Raw genomic sequence first — 16,907 nt, 5'->3', positions numbered from 1 at the left:
GCGAGACCTTATGGCGGGGACGCAATGAACTATATTCTCGGCATTATCATCTTTGCGCTGGATGTCTGGGCGATCGCTTCGATCATCAACACCAATGAAAGCACCGGAACCAAGATCATCTGGATCCTGCTGGTGGCCGTTCTGCCCGTGCTGGGCCTGATCATCTGGTGGTTCGCCGGGCCCAAGGCCAATTACGGCTGACCTCGGGGCAGCATTTCCTTTCGCTTTCGGGCATGGCATCTAGCGGTCGTGCTAGAAAGCGGGGCGGGGAATGCGTTTCGGTCTTATTCTGTGTCTGGTCGTCGGCCTGACCGGGGCCTGTGCCCCACGTGGCGCCATTGTCCTTGACCCAGCGGCGCAGGGCGTCGGCGATGAGCGCAGCATCTTTGTCGCCACCAACCGGATCAACGAAAGCCAGCGCAGCGAGACCGTGCATTTCGGCCGCGCCGATGTCTCGGTGCCGCCGGATCGCAAATCCGGCACGATCACCTACCCGGAGAAGGACAAGCGCCCCAATCCGCGCACCGATTTCGTGCTGACGCGAGACCTGCGCTATGCGAACTCAACCGCGTTCAAACAGGGCATTGCCGAGGCGCTGGCCAAGCAGGCCCCGAATAACCGAGATGTTGTGTTGTTCGTGCATGGTTATAACAACACCTATGCCGAAGGCCTGTATCGCTTCGCCCAGATCGCCCATGACACCGATCTGCCGGGGGTGGCGGTGCACTATTCCTGGCCCTCGCTGGGGCAACCGCTGGCCTATGCGGCGGACCGCGACTCGGTGCTGTTTTCCCGCGACGGGCTGGAAGAGACGATTTCGCTGCTGACCCAATCAGGCGCGCGGCAGGTGGTCATCATCGGCCATTCGATGGGGTCCTCGCTGGTGATGGAAAGCCTGCGGCAGATGGCGATCGGCGGGCGCAAGGATGTGCTGAGCCGCATCGACGGCGTGGTGCTGATGTCGCCTGACATCGATGTCGATGTCTTCCGCATGCAGGCGAAGGTCATTGGCGATCTGCCGCAGCCCTTCCTGATCTTCACCTCGACCCGCGACAAGGCGCTGAACCTGTCGGCGCGGCTGTCGGCGGCACCCGCACGTCTGGGCAGCCTCAGCGATCCGGCGCGGGTGGCCGATCTTCAGGTCACGCTGGTCGATGTGGGGGCGTTCAGCACCGGCTCGGGCCATTTCAACGCGGCGGAATCGCCGGCGCTGCTGAACATCCTGTCCAATGTCGGCGATCTGGGGCAGGCGTTCGAGGGCGATGTGGGCGGCAAGCTGGACCTGTTCTCGGGCGCGGCGCTGACGGTGCAGAATGCGGCGCAGGTCGTGCTGGTGCCGGACGGCACGCTGTTTCAGCGGCGCAAATAGACGTAATAGGCCCCGTCGCCGCCGTGGCGCTGATGCGCGGCGGTGACCTGCAGCACGATGGCGTTCAGCGGCGCCATATGCAGCCATTGCGGCACGTTGTAGCGCAGCGCGCCGGGCCGTACCGGCAGTGGCGCATCCGGGCCACCTGCCCGGCCTTTGCCGGTGATGACCAGCGCCAGCCGACAGCCATCGCTATGGGCGCGCAGCAGAAAGCTGATGAGCGCGGGCTGGGCGACGTTCAGCGTCATCCCATGCAGGTCGATGCGCGCCTCGGGGCTGAGCTTGCCGCGCTTCATCTGCTGGTGCTTCTTGTGGTCCATCCGCAGCGGCGCCTCGGCCAAAGCCTCGCGCGGTGAGGTCGCCAGATCCAGCGAGAACCGCTTGCCGGGCGGGGCCTTCACGGCCTCGGGACGCAGCAGGGCCGCCGGAAGGGTGATCCGGGCGGCGGGCGGCGTCTTGATGCGGGGGTGAGGGACCTCTGGCGGCAAATCCTTGCGCGCCGGGTGCATCGGTGTCGCGGTCTTGGCGACACGGGACCACAGGGCCTTGTCCTCGGGCGACAAGCCCCTGTGACGCGCCATGGGTCAGGCCGTGGCGACCAGCTGCCAGTTCGGATCGTTCTGACCCATCTGGCGCGCGAAGGTCCATGTGTCACGCTGTTTGCGCGGGCTTTTCGCATCGCCGTCAACGACATTGCCCTCCGCATCGCGGGTGGCCACGATCATCTCGCCCACGAAGCGGACCGAGATTTCTGCCGTGCGCGTGTCGCGGTTGAACTCGGCCCCGGCCAGCGCGGTTTCCCGCGTGCCCAGATACTGCGCCGTGGTGGTCAGGCCGCGCGCCTTGCGGTCGGCGATCACGCTGTCGAAAGCCTGCGCCACTTCTGGCGACAGGAAGCCGCGAACCTCGTCCAGCTCGCCACGCTCAAAGGCCATGAGGATCATCTCATAGGCCGATTTCGCGCCGCTGAGGAACGGGCCCACGGCAAAGCTGGGCTCGGCCCGCTTCATCTCGGCCAGCGCGCTGGCGGCGGGGCTGCCCTTTTCGGCATGATCCGAGATGTCGCTGTCGCCCTGTTCGGCGGTGCCGTCGATGGTGTCGAACCGTTTGCGCTCAATCGGCTCAGGCTGGGGGCGGGGGGGTTCATACCCATCGCGCGTGCCAAGAACCCCGCGAAGACGCAGGATCAGGAACACCGCAATGGCACCCAGAACGAGCAGTTGTAGCATCGAATTCGACATCAAACGTCCTTGGCAAGCTTTGTATCGGCTCTTCGTCATCTTATGTAGGGATTAGGCTGGTCCAAGTCCAGATTTTGCCCGAACTGTCACGGGAATATCAGAGGAAGAGAATGCGTCTGTTGTGGTTGTTCGTGATCCTGCTTTTTGTCGAGATCGCACTTTTCATTCAGATCGGTGGTTTGATCGGCGTTTTGCCGACCTTGGCACTGATCGTTCTGTCGTCTTTCGCGGGCCTCTGGGTCATGCGGACACAGGGGGCCAATGCCATGGGAAGGCTACAACGCTCCTTGCAGGACATGGGCGACCCAAGCGCGCCGATGGCGCGGGGCGCGATGAACATGACGGCGGGGATGATGCTGTTCCTGCCGGGCTTCTTCACCAGTTTCCTGGGCCTTCTGCTGCTGATCCCGCCGCTTCAGGACCTGCTGATGCGACGCATGGCCGCGCGGGTGAAGGTGACGCGGACGGGTTTCGGCTATAGCCAGCAGGGTCCCGGCGCGGATTACGTGCGCCCCCGCCGGGGGTCCGAGTGGAACGATGGGGTCATCGACGCCGAATACACCGTCACCGACGATGCGCCGAATGATGCGGGCGAAAGCCCCGATGATGATGCGGGCACGCCCCCTCGTCGCGGCAATTCCGGGTGGACTCGGCATTGAGCGTGGGAAAGCCGGGTGCTAGAACCCTCTGCGAACCCTAGGAGAGCCAGATGAGCGACGAGAACACGAATGGCGCTGAGGCGCAGGCGCAGGCCGGCCAGAACCCCCAGCAAGCCGTGCGCATGCAGGTGCTGACCCAGTACATCCGCGACCTGTCCTTTGAAAACGCGGTGGCGCAGAAGGGCCTGCCCGCGGGCGAGGTTCAGCCGGAAATCAGCGTGCAGGTCAGCCTGGACGCCCGCAAGCGTCCGACCGAGCATCAGTATGAGGTCGTCAGCAAGTTCCGGGTGCAGTCGACGAACAATGCCGACAAGGCGCCGCTGTTCCTGTGTGAACTGGATTACGCCGGGATCTTCCACGTCGAGGGCGTGCCTGAAGATCAGTTGCACCCGTTTCTGATGATTGAATGCCCGCGCATGATGTTCCCCTTCGTGCGGCGCATCATCTCGGACATGACCCGCGATGGCGGCTTCCCGCCCTTCAACATGGACCCGGTCGATTTCGTCGCGCTCTATCGCCAGGAAATCGCCCGCCGCGCGCAAAGCGAGCGCCCGGCCGACGCGCCGCTGTCCTGATCGCGGATCGGACCTGAAACATGGCCGCGCCCTTCCCGGGGTGCGGCCTTTCCTTTTCGGCATCGCTGGTGCGGCCTTTTTGCCTGCGCTAGCGTGACCGTTCCCAGGCAGGAGGGTGCGATGGTGAAGCGCGCGTGGCAAAGGATGCTTTCGGGCCGCAGGCTGGACCTGCTGGACCCGACGCCCATGGATATCGAGATTGCCGATATCGCCCATGGGCTGGCGTTCGTGGCGCGCTGGAATGGGCAGACGCATGGCGACTGGGCCTATTCCGTGGCCGAGCATTCGCTGCTGGTCGAGCAGATCTTTACGCGGCTGGAGCCAGGGGCCGAGCCGCGCTGGCGGCTGGCCGCGCTTTTGCATGACGCGCCGGAATATGTGATCGGCGACATGATCTCGCCGGTGAAATCGGCATTGGGCAGCGAATATGGCGAAATGGACCGCCGCCTGACGGCCGCCATTCACCGCAAATTCGGCCTGCCTGCGCAGCTGCCCTTGCAGGTGAAGCGGCTGATCAAGCGCGCTGACCGGGTCTCGGCCTGGATGGAGGCGGTCAGGATCGCGGGCTTTTCGCAAAGCGAGGCCGACCGGCTGTTCCCGATCCCCAAGCCGGATATATTGGACGGGCTGCAGATCCGATTGCGCCCGCCCAGTGAAACCCGTGCCGAATTCTTAAGCAGATATACGACACTGATTGCAGAGATGGATATCTCTGCAATCAATCAGATTTAAGAAAGGCCCTGCATTGCTGCAGGGCCCTATATCAGATTTCCAGATCGTCCAGAGATTTGCCGGCATCCAGATGCTCCTGGATCCAGCGCGGCTTGCGGCCACGCCCGGTCCAGGTCAGCGAGGCATCTTCGGGATGCGCATATTTCGGCGCGACCTTGCTGCGGCCTGCTTTGCCACCGGTCAATTCCGAAAGGTTGAACCCGAATTCGCGCACCGCATGCTCGGCGGCTGCCAGCGCTTCACGGCGGCGGCGCTCTTCATAGGTCGAAATCGCCTTGTCCAGTTTGTTGCGCATATCACGCAGCTCGCGCAACGACATGGCGTCGATATCGATATTCATGACCTACCCTTGTTTTGTATTTATCTGTCATAGCTGTAATCATTTGCTGAAATAGGATTCAAGTTAATACGTAACGGAAGTTTATCTGGGGCTTCTTTTGGCTAAAATCCGCTGAAGGGTCCGACGGTGCATATGCAAACGCCGGGCCGTTTCACTGACATTGCGGTCGCATTGCTCATATACGCGCTGGATATGCTCCCATCGCACGCGATCAGCCGACATTGGCATTTCAGGCGGCGGCGGTAATGTTTCACCGCGCGACAGTAATGCCCGAGTGATTTCCTCGGCGTCGGCGGGCTTTGAAAGATAATCGGTGGCGCCCATTTTGACCGCCGCAACGGCGGTCGCAATCGCGCCATATCCGGTCAGCACGACAATACGTGCATCCGTACGGGCCTCGCGCAAGGCTTCGACAATATCCAGCCCATTGCCATCTTCAAGCCGCAGATCGACCACCGCATAGGCCGGAGCCCGCTGCGCCAGCGCCACCCGCGCCTCGGCGACGGAAAGGGCGCGCGTCGGAACAAAGCCGCGCTTTTCCATGGCGCGGGCCAGCCGGTTCAGGAAAACCTCGTCATCATCGACCAGCAGCAAGCTCGGGTCCGGGCCGATTGGCAATTCCGCGTCCGACATCAGCATGATCCTCTATGGTTTGCTGGGCGCGGACGGGGCGTCCCCGTCCGCCATCGTTCAGCTGGCAGCGTTCACGAAACAGGCCACGCTGTCGGCCATCTGTTCGGGCTGCACGTCACGCCCATAAAACTCGACCGTGCCCCTGCCCGGCAAGTAAAGAAACGTGTTCGTCATATGATCGACCAGATAATCCTCGGGATTGTCCTGGTTGTTCAGCTTGTAATAGTTGCGCCAGGATTTCGACACGGCGTCGATTTCCTCGGTCGAGCCGGTCAGCCCGACCAGATCCGGCGAGATGCTTTGCGCAAACTCTTTCAGCACCTCGGGCGTGTCGCGCGTCGGGTCGACGCTGATGAAGACAGGCTTGGTCTTGATGTTGCGCTCGGCCAGCAGGCTGACGGCCTCGGCATTGCGGGCGGTGTCCAGCGGGCAGACATCCGGGCAATAAGTATAGCCGAAATAGATCAGCGACGGCTGGTCCAGAACCTGCGCATCGGTCACGCGCTGGCCGTCCTGATTGGTCAGGGTGAACGGGCCGCCCAGATTTTCCAGCCCACCGGCCATCACGCTTTTGCGGCATTGCGCGAAGTCTTCGCCCTGCGTGCGCGACATCCACAACCAGCCGGAAACCAACACGAGAACCGCAGCAAGACATCCAAGGGCAAGGATGCGTTTATCAAGTTTCATGGCGCGTTTCCTGTAAAAATGCGCCGCATTGATCGCTCATCCGGCGCGCGTTATCAATGCCATGGCCCTGACAAACCGCGAGCGTGCCATGCCTTTTGGCCTAGTTGTGAACCGCATTGACCTGCTGCCCGGCCAGCCGGGACCCGAGCCGATCCGCCTGCAGACCCTCATTCACCTGCGGTGGGTGGCCATCGTCGGGCAGTTGGCGGCCGTGGTTGCGGCATTGGTGATTGGTGCAGAATTTCCTGTTTTTCAGGTGCTTGCCGTCATCGGGCTGGCGATCGCGCTGAACGTCTGGCTGAGCATCTGGAAATCGCGCCGGATCACCGCCTATGAGGCCGCCTGGCAGCTGGGCTTCGACCTGTGGCAAATCGCCACGCTGCTGGCGCTGACGGGCGGAATGACCAATCCTTTCGCGCTTTTGCTGCTGGTTCCGGTCACCATTGCTGCGACCACCCTGCCCGGCCGGCAGCTTCTGGCCCTTGGGCTCGCGACGCTGATCATGCTGACGCTGGCGGCGCTGTTTGCCCAGCCGCTGACCTTTCATCAGGACCGTGCGCTGGCCATCGAACGGCCGGATCTGGTCGGCCATTGGGTCGCCATCGTCATCGGCGCGGTTTTCTTTTCGCTTTACGCGCGCCGGGTCACGGCCGAGATCACCGCTTCGACCGATGCGATCTTCGCGACCCGCATGGCGCTGGAGCGGGAACAGAAGCTGCAGCATCTGGGCGGCGTTGTCGCCGCCGCCGCGCATGAGATGGGGACGCCGCTCGCGACGATCAAACTGGTCTCCTCGGAGCTGGCGGATGAGATTCAGGAGGCCTTGCCTGACCGCTCGGATCTGGCCGAGGATCTGGCGATCCTGCGCCAGTCCGCCGACCGTTGCCGCGATATCCTGCGGTCCATGGGCAGCATCGGCAAGGATGACCTGCTGATCCAGCAAGCCCCGTTGGAGCAGGTGCTGGCCGAAGCCGCCGACCCGCATGCCGAGCGTGGCATCACCGTCGATATCCACGTGGCCGAGGGCGCGCCGATCATCCGGCGCGATGCGGCGATCATTCACGGGCTGCGCAATGTCATTCAGAACGCCGTCGATTTTGCCCAGTCGCGGGTGATCGTCAGCGGCACCTGGGACCGGCGCGCGCTCAGCGTCTCGGTCGCTGATGACGGGCCGGGCTTTCCCATGCAGCTTCTGTCGCGGATCGGCCAGCCGTTCCTGACCACGCGCCCTAAGTCCGAGGATGGGCGCGGTTATGACGGCATGGGCCTGGGCGTTTTCATTGCGAAAACCCTGCTTGAACGCTCGGGCGCGCGGCTGGATTTCGGCAATGGCGAGAAGGGCGCGCTGGTGACGATTACCTGGCCGCTGGACCTTATTCTGGCCGATGACCGCAGCGCCTTGGGTGAAAACCCCCGGATCGAGATGTGAAGCTGCCGTTAACCATTCTTTAAGCAGATCTGTCCTATTGATCGTGAAATGCTGTTCCGGAGCCATGCCATGGCCAATCTGTTGCTTGTCGGGTTTATTTCGGCCCTGATTGCCGTCGCGCTTGGACTATTCGCGATCCGCTTTCTGGATCGCAGGCAATTGGGCGCAGTTCCGAAAGGGCTCTACCGCGATATTGACGCGCTGGTCTTCCTGTTTCGGGAAAGGGTGCTGCTGGATGCGTCCGAACCCGCGCGGGCGCTGCTGGCCACATTGCCGGGTGATGGCGACTGGCAAAGGCTGACGGCCTGGCTTTCCATGCGCCTGCCCGATGCCGGGCCCGCCATTCTGGATATGGGCGACGGTGCCCGCGTCGAATTGACCGAGGCTGCGAATAGGAACACCCGCCTGCATCTGGTGGCCGAGGATTTGGGTGACCTGACCCTCCGCATCACCCTGTCCGATCCGCTGGCCGAAGGGGCGGGGATTGCGGTGAACTCGCTGTCCTTGGCCGCGATGGAGCATGAGTTGGAGCTTTTGCGCAGCACGATGGACAATTCGCCGATGCTGGCCTGGCGCGAGGATCGGGACGGGCAGGTGACCTGGGCGAACTCGGCCTATCTGGATATGGCCGATGAGATGTCGGACGGTGAGACCGTCTGGCCGCTGCGGCGGCTGATCGAGATTCCGCCCGCCTCGCTGACCTCGGCCCGGCGCGTTCAGATCGAGCATGACGGCCATATCCGCTGGTACGAATGCCATGTGCATGCGCATGAAGACCAGAACATCGCCGTTGCCCTGCCTGCCGATGCGGCGGTCCGCGCCGAACGCAGCCTGCGCGAATTCGTCCAGACGCTGACCAAGACCTTCGCCGACCTGCCCATCGGGCTCGCGATCTTTGACCGCGACCGCAATCTGCAACTGTTCAATCCGGCACTGATCGACCTTACCGGGCTGGCGGCGGGCTTCCTGACCGGCCGCCCGACGCTGCACGCCTTCCTTGACCGCCTGCGCGAGGCACGGATGGTGCCCGAGCCCAAGGATTACCGCAGCTGGCGCAATGAGATGAACTCGCTTGAGGCGGCGGCGGCCTCGGGTCACCATGTCCAGACCTGGTCGCTGCCGGGCGGGCAGACCTATCGCGTGACGGGCCGCCCGCATCATGATGGCGCGCTGGCCTTCCTGTTCGAGGACATCACCGCCGAGATCCTGCTGACCCGGCAGTTCCGCGCCGACCTGTCGCTGGGGTCCGAGGTGCTGGATGCGCTTGGCAGTGCCGTTGCGGTTTTCTCGGCGCATGGGCAGTTGCTGATGTCGAACCGCAGTTTCGACGCGCTCTGGGACATCCAGCCCGAGATGAAGCTGGATGATTGTCTGGCCCGCTGGTCGCAATGCAATGACGGGCCGGGGCTGCATTCGCTGCGCGATGCGCTGAACCAGCCCGCCACGGATATCGTGCACCGGGGCGCGCTGGCCGGTCCGCATGGCGGACTTCTGTCCTGGACCCTGCGCAACCTGACCGGCGGTAGCCAGGTGCTGGAGATGGAGCACGCCATCCCGGTTCATGGCATCCCTGCCGCGCCGCCCAGCAAATTTGCGCTGGATGTTGAGCGGCGGGACCGCGAGAAGGGCGTTCTGGCTTGACCCCCGCCGCGTGAAGGGCAAGGACTTGGCCATCAATTCGCGCCCTGTCCTCAGCTTATGCGGTGGCGGTCGGGGCAGACAGGCGGGGAATGGCGATGCAGCAGCTTTCGGATGACAGCGGGGTCCGCACGGATCGGTTCGCGGGCAAGGATGTGCTGTTCCTCATGGCGGCCGAGGCCGAATATGGCCCCCATCTGCGGTCACGCATCCTGCCGCTGCAGACCGGCATCGGCCCGGTTGAGGCTGCCGTCGCGACCACCCGCGCGCTTTCCCTGCTGGCGGCGCAGGGCCGGTTGCCGCAGCTGGTCGTCTCGCTGGGGTCGTCAGGGTCACGGGAATTGCAGCAGGCCCATGTCTATCAGGTCGCCTCGATCAGCTACCGCGACATGGATGCCTCGGCGCTTGGCTTTCCGAAGGGCGTGACGCCGCTTCTGGACCTGCCTGCCCGGATCGAGCTGCCGCTGCACATCCCCGGGATCGCGGCGGCCAGCCTTGCGACAGGCGCCAGCATCGTCAGCGGCAGCGGCTATGACGCGGTCGACGCGCAGATGGTCGATATGGAGACCTTTGCCACGTTGCGCGCTTGCCAGATGTTCGATGTTCCGCTGATCGGGTTGCGGGGTATCTCGGATGGGGTGGCCGAGCTGTCGCAGCTTCAGGACTGGACGCAATATCTTCACATCGTCGATGAGCGTCTGGCCGAGGCGCTGGATCTGCTGGAAGCGGCGCTGGTGTCGGGCGGCATTCAGCTGCCCGTGCGGCAGGGCTGAGGCCGGGCCGCAAAAGAAAAGACCCGCGAAAAGCGGGTCTTTCCATCGTCCGTAATGGGCTGGATCACAGGACGAATTCGTTGCTCGTATAGCTGAAGGCGTTGATGCCCGCGCCATCCGCAATCACCAGCACGAAATCGGCGATGCCGTCGTTGTTGACATGGCCCTGCACCACGGTCGAGCCGTTCTGCTCGCTCAGGGACAGGGTGCCGGCGGCATGCGAGGTGCTCCAAGTGAAGGCCTGATTGCCCGCATAGTTCACGTTCGCGTCGATGCCCGACAGGTCGATGACATCGCCCCCGGCCACGCCAACGCCCTGCATCGCAATGGCGCCGTCGCCCATGGCGATGGTATCGGGCGCGCCGCGCGCGGAATCAGAGGCGAAGTTGAAGACGAAGCGATCCGCGCCATTGCCGCCGATCAGCCGGTCCGCGCCCGCGCCGCCGACCAGAGCGTCATTGCCCTCTCCGCCACGCAGGACGTCATTGCCCTGCTCACCCCACAGAGTGTCATTGTGCAGGCCGCCCAGCAACTGGTCGTTGCCGGTGCCGCCCCAAAGCCGGTCATTGCCAGCCCCGCCGTTCAGGATGTCGTTGCCGCCCATGCCGTTGACCGCATCGGCGTTATAGGTGCCGTAGACGGTGTTGTTGTTATTGTTGGCATAGCCGGCTGAGATCGCGATCGTATAGCTGCCGGTCGCGTTATTGCCCTGCTCGCCCACCAGCATGCGGTAATCGCTGGTCTGGTTGACCGTGAAGGTCAGCGCCGAGTCGCGGTTCACGCCCGGATTGATGTCATCATTGAACAGCAGCCGCTGGCCCGCGGTGTTGTAAAGCCCGAGGTTCGGGTCCGCCAGCGATCCGCCGCCCGAGGACGCGCCGCTGACCCTGACCGAATAGGTCAATCCCTGAATGAAGGTGGTGTTGTAGGTGTCGGATTCGCCCAGGTAGGAAATGGCGCCGGTGGTCGTGAAGCCGGTATTGAGTCTGCTGACAGTCATTGTTCTGACCTCGGTATATCTAAGCTTGGGGTGCCGGACGTCCGCCCGGCACTACGGTCAGGAAACGTGACGCACCGCGCCGCGTTCCCTCACGTTTCCGGCACCGTCAGTTCGTGCCGTTCAGCAGATCCTTGCCCTCGGGCCAGTTCATATCGACGGTCAGGGTGATCTCGCGCTCTTCCTCGGCCGCGATGGGGGCGTTCCAGACCAGCAGGCCGCGCTTGCCGTCGGGGTCGGTTTCATCCGGGCTGGGCGAGGCCGACCAGTCGACCTGCAGATCGTCCTGGGTCGAGACCGGAACCTGATCGATCACCCGCAGCGGCCATTCCTGCGCGGTCAGGTTGCGGATCTTCAGGACCGAGGTCTCCTTGCGGGTGTTCGATTTCGAGATGAAGCCGCGCCCGCCCTCGGCCTCTTCGGGCACGGTGCGTTCAAGCTGGATGCCGTCGATGGGGCCGAAGCCGATCTTCAGATCGTCGCCTGCCGCCGTCAAATCCAGGCCGCGCCGCCCGACCATCGCGCCGTCCAGATACAGCGTCGCCTCTCCGGGCAGGATGACCTGCTGGGTTGAGTTGGTCGTATCGGCAACCAGATAGGCGCTGGAATCGCGACGGGGCACAGCCTCGGCCACGATCTCGGGCGTCAGCTGCTGGCTGTCGAGCTTTAGCCGCAGTGCATCGACCCCGGTGCGGATATCGACCGGCGCGGGATAGTCATAGACCACCGTCGCGCCCATCATCCGCGCCTGCGCCGTCTCTACCACCACCGCCTCGACGTTCACCATGGCATCGTCATAGGCGGATTCGGCCTTCATCCTTGCCATCGGGGCCGCCGCCGGTTGCGGCGGGGGCGGGTTTTCGGCGCGCGGGAACCAGGGCTCCAGCTCACTCGGGGCCGAGCGGTCCGAGGGCCGCGCCGTTGACAGCGTCAACTCGACTCCGCGCCAATCCTCGCCGCTGTGTTGTGAGACCAGAAGGCCGCGATCCAGTTCCAGCTGCTTTTCCTCGGTCGTAAGGCGCAGGTCATAGACCGGCTGCCAGCTGGCGTTCTGGGTGAAGCCGGTGATCTCGATCTGGGCGGGCTGGGCGCCGGTCTCGACGCTCATCACCAAGGTCTGGGCGTCCTCATCGGGCGTTTGCAGCGCCTCGAGCCTGGCGCGCGCGGCCTCCAGAACCGCCACTTCATCCTCGCGCCCCTGCTGCGCCAGACGGGCCTCGGCCTCGGCGTTCACGACGGTCTCATGCGCCTGCAGGGCCTGCTGGCTGACCGAACCGGCCAATCCCGCGATGTCGCCCAGATTGGCGCCGTCGTTTTCGGCAAGGCCCAGCAGGAAGGTGATCGTGTCCTGCGCCGCCTTGGCGCGGGCCTCGATCAGCGCGGCCTTCTGGTCGCGCGCGGCCAGAGCATTTTCCAGCCTGCGAACCTCGGCCTCGGCGGCGGTGATCTCTTCCGATTTCTGCGGGTTTTTCGGCAAAGCCCGCCCGGTCTGCAACGAGACCGCGCCAATGCTCGCGCCCTTGGCCGAGAGGCGCAGCGATGAGGCATCGAGGTCAGCGGGCAGGCCGGGAATGACGATCTCATGCACGCCTGCGGGTGCGGACAGATCGGCCACGCGCGTCACGCTGGCGCCCCAGGGGTACAGCGTCACCTTGCGAACGGGCGCGGTGGTGTCGATCTGATCGGCGATTGCGGGCATGGCGACCAGCGTCAGAGCGGTGGACAGCAGAACGTGGCGCATCGGGGCCTCCTCATGAACTGCGCGCAGAGTCAAAGAGGCAGGGCCGAAAAGCAAGAGGACGCCCGCTGGGGCGTCCTCACTTATCCGTAGGGGTCTGCCGGGCGATCAGCCCTTTTTCAGAACCCGGTTGCCCAGCAATTCGGCGATCTGGACGGTGTTCAGCGCCGCGCCCTTGCGCAGGTTGTCGCTGACGCACCACAGGTTCAGGCCGTTTTCGACCGTCACGTCCTGACGGATGCGCGACACGAAGGTGGCGAAATCGCCGACGCATTCGACCGGGGTGACGTAGCCGCCCGGCTCACGCTTGTCGACGACCAGCACGCCCGGCGCTTCGCGCAGGATGTCGCGAGCCTCGTCCTCGTCCAGGAAATCCTCGAACTCGACGTTGATCGACTCGGAGTGGCCGACAAAGACCGGCACGCGGACGCAGGTCGCGGTGACCTTGATCGACGTGTCCATGATCTTCTTCGTTTCCGCCGCCATTTTCCATTCTTCCTTGGTGTCGCCACTATCAAGGAAGACGTCGATCTGCGGGATCACGTTGAAGGCGATCTGCTTCTGGAACTTCTTCGGTGCGACCTCCTGACCCGGCACATACATGCCCTTGGTCTGGTCCCAAAGCTCATCAATGCCCTCTTTGCCTGCGCCCGAAACCGACTGATAGGTCGAGACGACGACGCGCTTGATGCGCGCGCGGTCATGCAGCGGCTTCAGCGCCACAACCATCTGCGCGGTCGAGCAGTTGGGGTTCGCGATGATCATCTTGTTGCGATAATCCTCGATCGCGTCCGGGTTCACCTCGGGCACGATCAGCGGGATTTCCGGGTCATAGCGATACAGCGACGAGTTATCGATGACGACGCAGCCCTGCGAGGCGGCAATCGGCGCATAGATCTTGGTCGCATCCGAGCCGATCGCGAACAGTGCGATGTCATAGCCGGTGAAGTCGAACCCCTCGATGTCCTTGGTCTTCAGGGTCTTGTCGCCATAGCTGACCTCAGTGCCAAGGCTCCGGCGCGAAGCCAGAGCGACAACCTCATCAGCAGGAAACTGGCGCTCGGCCAGAATATTCAGCATTTCGCGACCCACGTTCCCCGTGGCGCCGGCGACAACGACCTTGTAGCCCATTTGCAGGGGTCCCTTTCATTAAAGACGCCGCGATATAGGGCGAATCGAAGGAAAGGGGAAGTGAGATTTCGTCAAATCGCCAGAAGTGCTGGCAAATCTTGTCTTAATGAAGCGAAATCCGGCGATCTGCCAGGATCAGCTGGTTGACCCAATCCGCCTCGCTGCTGAAATCATGCGGCACCTGATCGGCCGTGCGGCGCCCGGACAGCGACAGGGAGGCAAAGAAATCAAAGCCGTAAAGGTCAAGCTGCGCCATGTCTGACCGCGCGATCAGGTCGATCATCATCGCGCCCGTCGTGGGTGGTGCGCCCAGCTTCTGCGCCAGCGCGTGATAGTCGCCCAGCGGGTGCAGATAGAAGCCGGGGCTATGCGCGGTCCGCCAGTCTAGCCGTTTGCGCTTGGGCGACATCCACAGGATGCGATCCGGGTTCAGACGGGCGCGGTCTTCCTCGCCCAGTCGCACGGCCAGCGCCAGCCAGTCGCAGCGGGTGCCGTGGCTGGCGGGGTCGGGCATGGGCGCGCGGTTGATGCGGATCACCAGATCGGCGGCGTCGATTTCCGGCCCATCGCGCGTCTCGGCCAGCGCACGGGCGTTGCCGATCAGCGCCACACGCTTGCCCTTCAGCGCCGAAAGCACTTGGGGTTGCGGCGTCGACAGGCTTTGCAAGGCGGTTTCGTTCCTCAGAACCCGCGCAGCCAGAAATGCCAGCCGGTTCATGCCAGCAGTTTCCGATAGACGTCGACGATGGCGCGGGCCTCGTCCTCGATCGAGTGGTTGTCGACCACATGCGCCCGCGCGGTCTGGCCCGCGACCAGCCGCCCGGCGTCGTCATCCAGCCAATAGGCCAGCGCCTCGGTCAGCTCATCGGCATTGTCGCGGGCGACAAGGCTGCCGGTGATGCCGTCGCGGATCAGCGTCTCGAACGCGCCGACGCGGCTGGCGACGACGGGCACGCCGCAGGCCATTGCCTCGAGGGGCGTCAGGCCGAAGCCCTCCCACCGGGCGGGGGCGGCGAAAAGGTCGATAGCCTGATAATGGCGCACGACGTCTTGCCACGGCAACTCGCCCAGGAATGAGACGCGGTCGGCAATGCCTGCAGCCTGCAGCCGCGCTTTCAGATCCGCCACGAAGCTTTCATTGTCCGAGGTGACGCGACCGGTGAAGACCAGCCGGGCGCGGGGGCGCGAAGGGAACAGCCGCAGCGCCGCCTCGACCAGCAGGTCCACGCCTTTTTGCGCCCGCACGCGGCCAAAGCAGCCGATCACGATGTCATCGGGGGCAAAGCCCAGTTCGGCGCGAAGCGCGGCGCGATCGGGGACGGGGTGGAAGATCTGGGTGTCGACCCCGTGCAGGATCACCGTCGCTGGGCGCTCAAGATAGCTGGCCGCCTGGGGCGAGGTTGCAATCAGCGCATCCTGACGCCGGATCAGCCAGCGGGTGAACCCCGTATGTTGTCTTTGCGCGGCGGAGGTAAACAACATTTTGTATTTACGCTGCAGGATATAGCGATAGATGAGGCCAAGCGCCATCTCGGTATTTCGGCGCGCATGCCAGACCCGCCAGCGGTTGCGCGGCAGGGTGGCCGCCTGACCCAGCGAGATATGCGGCAGCTCGGACGGCAGGCCCGGGCCGGTGGTGGTGATGCCGATCAGCCGGGACTGGATCGGGATCAGGCGCACCACGGTTGCCGTCACCCCCGACAGGCGCTTCTTCAGATTGGGGGCGACGACGTCGATCTCAGCCATGACGGTCCTCTGCGCTGAAGATGTAGAACCCCAATCCGATCAGCAGCGGAATCAGGAAAAACAGGAAGATATAGCCATAGGCCTGCGCCGGGGGATGGTTGCCCGAGACCGAAAGATACACCGGGCGCGACAGGAATTGCATCACCCCGACCCCGGCAATCGAGATCATGTTCATGAATGTGATCCCTCGCCCGACCAGATGTTGCGGCAGGAACGCCCGGCCATGCGACATGATGAGCGAATAGGAACTGTCCGAGACGCAGACCATCACCAGCAGCACCGCCGAAAGCGTCAGGCTGGCCCCCGGCGCGATGGCCAGCAGCGCCAGCACGCAGCACAGCAGCACCGTATTGACCAGCGAGACGCGCTTGTCCGACCCCAGAAGCCGCACGATCCGCCCGACCGAGAGGTTCGCCGTGACCATGGCAAGGCCCATCCCCAGCGTAACCCAGCCGATCAGATAGTCGCTGACGCCGTAAACCTCGGCCAGATAGGGTCCGGCCCAGAGCCCGCGAATACAGGCCGAAGCCGCATAGGTCACACCCAGCAAGGGCAGGATCAGCCGCCATTCGCGGATCTGCAAAAGCCCCCTCAGCGAGGCCTTGGGCTGGGTTCCGGTCAGCTTCGGCGGATTGGTCACGAACACCCAGATCGTCGTCGAGACGGCCAGCGTCACGATGGCGAGGCACGCCAGCGTCGGACGCCAGCTGATCTGGTCGATCACCCAGACTAGCGGCGCTGCGCCCAGCATATTCCCCAGCGAGCCGAAGCCCACGACCGCCCCGCCTGCCGCGCTCAGCGACGCGGGCGGCAGCGTGCGGGCAAAGATGAAATAGCTGCCCATCATGACCGGCGCGCAGCCGATCCCGAGCAGCGCCATCGCGACATGAAGATGCCAGGGCGCCTGCGCCAGCCCAAAAACTGCCGCCCCACCTGCCCCGCCAACGGCCAGCAGCACCGAGACCGTTTCGCGCGGGCCGAAGCGATCCAGCGCCCAGCCGACCGGGATCTGCATGGCGGCGAAGGCGATGTACCAAAGCCCCGACGACAGCGCGAGATCGGCGGGCCCTGCCCCCAACTCGGTCTGCAGGGTCGGCGTCAGGACCGCCAGAAAGGCGCGATAGAACTGGCTGAGAACATACCCGAGGATCAGGCTGACCATGCCCGCAGACCACAGCGCTTGCATATTTCCGGCTCTCCTTCAGACCCGAGCGAAGCT

19 protein-coding genes are annotated in these 16,907 nt (G+C 64.0%); 8 read left to right on the top strand and 11 right to left on the bottom strand.

Annotation, left to right across the window (positions count from 1 at the left end):
* Nucleotides 1–24 precede the first annotated feature (24 nt).
* Nucleotides 25–201 (top strand): PLD nuclease N-terminal domain-containing protein, encoded by a 177-nt coding sequence (locus IQ24_RS12415; RefSeq protein WP_145398287.1) that lies wholly within the window; start codon nt 25–27, stop codon nt 199–201.
* A gap of 70 nt (nt 202–271) precedes the next feature.
* Complete coding sequence (locus tag IQ24_RS12410) at nt 272–1,369, top strand: alpha/beta hydrolase (protein WP_145398286.1); 1,098 nt, start codon at nt 272–274, stop codon at nt 1,367–1,369.
* On the opposite strand, the gene IQ24_RS12405 is transcribed toward IQ24_RS12410, so the two are convergent.
* Both IQ24_RS12405 and IQ24_RS12400 read right to left on the bottom strand, forming a co-directional pair.
* A complete protein-coding gene (locus tag IQ24_RS12405; RefSeq protein WP_145398285.1) occupies nt 1,354–1,950 on the bottom strand; it encodes a Smr/MutS family protein in 597 nt (198 codons plus the stop codon). The two genes, IQ24_RS12410 and IQ24_RS12405, sit on opposite strands and share 16 nt — an antisense overlap.
* Before the next feature lie 3 nt (nt 1,951–1,953).
* On the bottom strand, nt 1,954–2,610 hold the full coding sequence (locus tag IQ24_RS12400) for a Tim44/TimA family putative adaptor protein (protein WP_145398284.1): 657 nt from the start codon (nt 2,608–2,610) through the stop codon (nt 1,954–1,956).
* A gap of 110 nt (nt 2,611–2,720) precedes the next feature.
* Here IQ24_RS12400 and IQ24_RS12395 point away from each other — a divergent pair, with 110 nt between their 5' ends.
* The 3 genes from IQ24_RS12395 (at nt 2,721) to IQ24_RS12385 (ending at nt 4,576) form a co-directional block, all read left to right on the top strand.
* Nucleotides 2,721–3,269, top strand: coding sequence for an FxsA family protein (locus IQ24_RS12395; protein WP_145398283.1), 549 nt, complete (start codon nt 2,721–2,723; stop codon nt 3,267–3,269).
* A 50-nt stretch (nt 3,270–3,319) separates the two neighbouring features.
* Entirely contained in the window at nt 3,320–3,844 is a 525-nt protein-coding gene (secB, locus tag IQ24_RS12390) for a protein-export chaperone SecB (protein ID WP_145398282.1), read from the top strand.
* 120 nt (nt 3,845–3,964) lie between these two features.
* Entirely contained in the window at nt 3,965–4,576 is a 612-nt protein-coding gene (locus IQ24_RS12385) for an HD domain-containing protein (RefSeq protein ID WP_145398281.1), read from the top strand.
* A 31-nt stretch (nt 4,577–4,607) separates the two neighbouring features.
* Here IQ24_RS12385 and IQ24_RS12380 read toward each other — a convergent pair whose 3' ends face one another.
* From IQ24_RS12380 to IQ24_RS12370, 3 genes are all read right to left on the bottom strand, one after another.
* Nucleotides 4,608–4,916, bottom strand: coding sequence for an H-NS histone family protein (locus IQ24_RS12380; protein ID WP_145398280.1), 309 nt, complete (start codon nt 4,914–4,916; stop codon nt 4,608–4,610).
* Nucleotides 4,917–4,997: 81 nt separating this feature from the next.
* Complete coding sequence (locus tag IQ24_RS12375) at nt 4,998–5,549, bottom strand: ActR/PrrA/RegA family redox response regulator transcription factor (protein WP_145398279.1); 552 nt, start codon at nt 5,547–5,549, stop codon at nt 4,998–5,000.
* Nucleotides 5,550–5,606: 57 nt separating this feature from the next.
* Nucleotides 5,607–6,236 carry an SCO family protein gene (locus IQ24_RS12370; protein ID WP_145398278.1) on the bottom strand — a complete coding sequence of 210 codons (630 nt, stop codon included), beginning with the start codon at nt 6,234–6,236 and terminating at the stop codon, nt 5,607–5,609.
* A gap of 88 nt (nt 6,237–6,324) precedes the next feature.
* Between IQ24_RS12370 and IQ24_RS12365 the strand changes: the two genes are divergently transcribed.
* The 3 genes from IQ24_RS12365 to IQ24_RS12355 all read left to right on the top strand — a co-directional run bounded on the left by IQ24_RS12365 (nt 6,325) and on the right by IQ24_RS12355 (nt 10,076).
* Nucleotides 6,325–7,665, top strand: coding sequence for an ActS/PrrB/RegB family redox-sensitive histidine kinase (locus tag IQ24_RS12365; protein ID WP_145398277.1), 1,341 nt, complete (start codon nt 6,325–6,327; stop codon nt 7,663–7,665).
* Nucleotides 7,666–7,734: 69 nt separating this feature from the next.
* Nucleotides 7,735–9,306: a PAS-domain containing protein gene (locus IQ24_RS12360; RefSeq protein WP_145398276.1), complete on the top strand. Its 1,572-nt coding sequence runs from the start codon at nt 7,735–7,737 to the stop codon at nt 9,304–9,306.
* A gap of 95 nt (nt 9,307–9,401) precedes the next feature.
* A complete protein-coding gene (locus tag IQ24_RS12355) occupies nt 9,402–10,076 on the top strand; it encodes a 5'-methylthioadenosine/S-adenosylhomocysteine nucleosidase (RefSeq protein ID WP_145398275.1) in 675 nt (224 codons plus the stop codon).
* Nucleotides 10,077–10,140: 64 nt separating this feature from the next.
* On the opposite strand, the gene IQ24_RS20510 is transcribed toward IQ24_RS12355, so the two are convergent.
* The 6 genes from IQ24_RS20510 to IQ24_RS12325 form a co-directional block, all read right to left on the bottom strand.
* Nucleotides 10,141–11,076 carry a calcium-binding protein gene (locus tag IQ24_RS20510; RefSeq protein ID WP_145398274.1) on the bottom strand — a complete coding sequence of 312 codons (936 nt, stop codon included), beginning with the start codon at nt 11,074–11,076 and terminating at the stop codon, nt 10,141–10,143.
* A gap of 106 nt (nt 11,077–11,182) precedes the next feature.
* Nucleotides 11,183–12,814: a DUF4139 domain-containing protein gene (locus IQ24_RS12345; RefSeq protein WP_145398273.1), complete on the bottom strand. Its 1,632-nt coding sequence runs from the start codon at nt 12,812–12,814 to the stop codon at nt 11,183–11,185.
* Nucleotides 12,815–12,919: 105 nt separating this feature from the next.
* Nucleotides 12,920–13,942 carry an aspartate-semialdehyde dehydrogenase gene (locus IQ24_RS12340; protein WP_145398272.1) on the bottom strand — a complete coding sequence of 341 codons (1,023 nt, stop codon included), beginning with the start codon at nt 13,940–13,942 and terminating at the stop codon, nt 12,920–12,922.
* Nucleotides 13,943–14,045: 103 nt separating this feature from the next.
* Nucleotides 14,046–14,660 carry a glycosyltransferase family 29 protein gene (locus IQ24_RS12335; protein ID WP_145398271.1) on the bottom strand — a complete coding sequence of 205 codons (615 nt, stop codon included), beginning with the start codon at nt 14,658–14,660 and terminating at the stop codon, nt 14,046–14,048.
* Entirely contained in the window at nt 14,657–15,688 is a 1,032-nt protein-coding gene (locus IQ24_RS12330; protein WP_145398270.1) for a glycosyltransferase family 4 protein, read from the bottom strand. The genes IQ24_RS12335 and IQ24_RS12330 overlap by 4 nt, the downstream gene beginning before the upstream one ends.
* Nucleotides 15,681–16,874 (bottom strand): MFS transporter, encoded by a 1,194-nt coding sequence (locus tag IQ24_RS12325; RefSeq protein ID WP_145398269.1) that lies wholly within the window; start codon nt 16,872–16,874, stop codon nt 15,681–15,683. The genes IQ24_RS12330 and IQ24_RS12325 overlap by 8 nt, the downstream gene beginning before the upstream one ends.
* Nucleotides 16,875–16,907 lie beyond the last annotated feature (33 nt).

The sequence above is a fragment of the Paracoccus sulfuroxidans genome (assembly GCF_007830335.1).
GTDB lineage: Bacteria > Pseudomonadota > Alphaproteobacteria > Rhodobacterales > Rhodobacteraceae > Paracoccus > Paracoccus sulfuroxidans.
The sequence above is the reverse complement of the archived record's forward strand: the minus strand, read 5'-3'. Positions and strand labels throughout refer to the sequence as shown.